Below are 3,126 nucleotides of genomic sequence, written 5' to 3' on the forward strand. Positions count from 1 at the left end.
TTGTGCGTGCTTTCGAGCAGCGCGATCTCGAAATCATCGCCCTGAACGTCAACGGCAACCCTCTCCACCCGGTGGATACGCGTCAGGGTCAGGATCTTGAGGAGACGATCCGGCTGGCGGGTGATCTTGGTATCGGCACGATCTGTACCATGTCGGGCCTGCCGGAAGGGCAGGAGGGGGACCGTTTGCCCAACTGGGTGGTGAGTTCATGGCCGCCCGAAGGTCAGGTTGCCAAGGAATGGCAACTGCGCGAGCGTTTGCTGCCCTATTGGGAACGTATCCTGCGTATGGCGCCTGATCACGGTATCACGCGCATTGCGCTCGAACTGCATGGCGGACAATGGGCCTATAACGTTCCAAATTTCCTGCGCCTGCGCGAAGCGCTCGACCCCATGATCGGGGCCAATCTCGACCCGTCACACATGTTCTGGATGGGGGCTGACCCGATCGCCGCTATCGATGCGCTGGGTGACGCCATTTTCCATGTCCACGCCAAGGATGCCGGTTTTAATGAGGCGAGGCGGGGGGTGACATCGAATCTCGAAAACGGCCCGCTGGGTCTGCCTTCGGCACGTGCCTGGTCGTATCTCACGCTTGGCTATGGGCATGACACGCTATGGTGGCGTCAATTCTGCTATCGTCTGCGCATGGTGGGCTATGATGGCTGGCTGTCCATCGAGCATGAGGACCCATTGCTGGATGCAGTGGAAGGGCTTGAGAGATCAGTCACCCTTCTGCGTGAGGTCATGCCAGTGGCCCTCGGCGGCTTTAATCAGATGGATATCTGAACGCTGCCCCTTTTTGGATCTCGCCAAAGGCCGGCCTCTGACATGAAGTCGAAGGCGGCCGATCAGGCCGCGAGTTTCTTGCGGCCAATCACGGCATGGACGGTATCATTCCACGCCGTAAGGTCCTCGGGGGGCACGACCTCACCGGTGTCCAGATCGCCAAAACCTGCCTTGTCGAGCAAGAGCGTGACAAGACGGGTGCGGTCGGCGGGCTCAAGAGCCTGCCACAGGGCCACGGCTTTCTGCGCAATGAAATTGTCGGAGAAGGTGATGATGAATGGCGCACCGGGTCGCAGCACGCGGTTGACCTCCTCCAGCACGGCCAGCGGATTGGTCAGATAGGCAAACCCGTCGCACAGACACACGGCATCGAGCGTATCGTCAGGCAGGTCGAGTGCCGGTGTTTCGTTCAGATCCTGCTCGATCCGTCGTGTCAGGGCGATATTGGCCTCAAGGGCCTTGCCGTTCACATCCAGCCCAAGCACGGTTTCAAGCTGCGCCTCCGCAGGGAGGTGGCTCATCGTCCCGGCCATGAGGTCGAGTATGACACCCGTGGCAGGAAGCGCGGTCTGGTAAAGGGCCGTGACCGCGGTGCGGGCGCCCGCATCCATCTGCGTTGAATCGCCACGACCAGCATAGAAACTGCGATCGGGGTCGTTATTGGCGCGGGTGAAGGCTGCCGGGTGCAGCCCTGACGGGGTATCAGTCATCGGACCAGTCCTGCCTGTCTCTGCTCTGGCGTGCTCGCAGCATTGCGAGGACCCGCGCAGGGATGACGCCATGACAGGCACACGTCAAGGCAGACAGCCTCTCTACGCGCGCTTCCCGCCCAGGCGATGTGAGGCCGGGTTCAGAGCGCTGCGCCGTGCCACTCGAACGGACCGTCGGAAATCCCGGCAATGCGGGCGTGACGGTCCACCGGGATGGCCTGCTGCCGCAGAAGCGGCTGCAGCGCCTCGCTCACCTCGTGGTAGGGCGCACGGGATGGCGGCGCCGTGAGGATGACATCGAACAGTCCAAGCTTGCGATAGTCATTGAGGCGCTGCGCGATTTCCTGCGCGGTGCCAACAAGCGCCGAGGCGGCCACCTGCGAGGGGAGCCCCTGATCGATCAGGGTTTCGGTTTCGTCCCATGCCTCTTCCGTGCTGTCCTTGAGCACGATGTCCAGTGCCACTACGGAGCGGGCCGGGTGGTCGACAATCTGCGATGGCAGGCAGTGCTCGTAGAGCGCCATGGTCTCAGCCACGCTACCATCGGGCCTCAGCCGCTCGATGCCGCCAGGGCCCTGGCGCAGCAGATTATGCTGCGCGGCGTGACCACGCATCCAGTCGATCATGTCATCTCGAACGAGCAGGCTGCATCCGGCGGGCAGTTGTGTCAGGCATTTTTCAAGCGCCTCCCGGCTCATATCAAGGCACGACCAGATGAGACGGACATGGCGTGCAATGGCGGGGGTGTCGTAGGAGGCGATGAACATGGGTCTGTTATCCTGCACCGCAACGGGCGGTGCGTCGGCTTTGAAAATTTACGTCAAGAAACCGGAGGTTTCCCGTGCCGTGGCGGCCCGGACCCACTATAACTGCCCGTATGATGATCCGGTTCCATAAGATGCAGGGCCTCGGCAATGACTTCGTCATTATCGACAGGCGCCACGAGCGTTTCGACGCCACATTACATACCATGTCCAGGCTTTGTGACCGTCGCTTTGGTGTCGGGTGTGACCAGCTTGTGCTGCTCGATGCGCCAGATCGCGATGGGGCTGATATCCGGGTACGTTTCTACAATCCTGATGGATCCGAAGCAGGGGCGTGCGGCAATGCCTCACGCTGTGTCGCTGCCCTCATTGGCAATGCGCCGGTATTACAGACAAGTGCGGGATTGCTGCCGAGCTTCATCACGTCCGAGGGTGAAATCGGGGTGGATATGGGTGTGCCCGCGCTGGACTGGCAGCGTGTCCCCCTGTCACAGGCGATGGATACCGTCGAACTGCCCCTGCCGGGCAGCCCTGCGGCCTGTTCGATGGGTAATCCGCATGCGACCTTCTTTGACGGGATGGACCGTGCGGACCGCGAGGGCGCCGCGCTGGAGCGCGATGCGCTCTTTCCGGAACGCGCCAATATCGGCTGCGCCGAGATTGTCTCCCGTGATTTCATTCGGCTGCGCGTCTGGGAGCGTGGCGCCGGGTTGACACTGGCCTGCGGGTCCGGAGCCTGTGCTGCCGTGGTCAATGGTGTGCGTCGCGGCCTTCTGGACCGGGAGTGCCGGGTGGAAATGGATGGCGGTGCGCTGCGTATCCATTGGCGCGAGGCAGACGGTCATGTTCTCATGATCGGTCCGG

Annotated in this window: 4 protein-coding genes; 2 read left to right on the forward strand and 2 right to left on the reverse strand. The window is 62.0% G+C overall.

Annotated features, from left to right (window positions below; all coding sequences use genetic code 11):
- Positions 1–788: sugar phosphate isomerase/epimerase (locus tag P792_RS31735; RefSeq protein WP_023979382.1), on the forward strand; the 788-nt coding region annotated here is incomplete at its 5' end.
- 62 nt (positions 789–850) lie between these two features.
- Here P792_RS31735 and P792_RS31740 read toward each other — a convergent pair.
- Together P792_RS31740 and P792_RS31745 are read right to left on the reverse strand one after the other, a co-directional pair.
- Entirely contained in the window at positions 851–1,498 is a 648-nt protein-coding gene (locus P792_RS31740; RefSeq protein WP_023979383.1) for a class I SAM-dependent methyltransferase, read from the reverse strand.
- A 140-nt stretch (positions 1,499–1,638) separates the two neighbouring features.
- Complete coding sequence (locus P792_RS31745) at positions 1,639–2,265, reverse strand: hypothetical protein (RefSeq protein ID WP_023979384.1); 627 nt, start codon at positions 2,263–2,265, stop codon at positions 1,639–1,641.
- A 110-nt stretch (positions 2,266–2,375) separates the two neighbouring features.
- On the opposite strand from P792_RS31745, the gene dapF reads away from it, so the two are divergent.
- Positions 2,376–3,126 (forward strand): diaminopimelate epimerase (gene dapF / locus P792_RS31750; RefSeq protein ID WP_023979385.1); only part of this gene is annotated, 751 nt, incomplete at its 3' end.

This window comes from Asaia sp. SF2.1 (genome assembly GCF_000505765.1).
Classification (GTDB): Bacteria; Pseudomonadota; Alphaproteobacteria; order Acetobacterales; family Acetobacteraceae; genus Asaia; species Asaia bogorensis.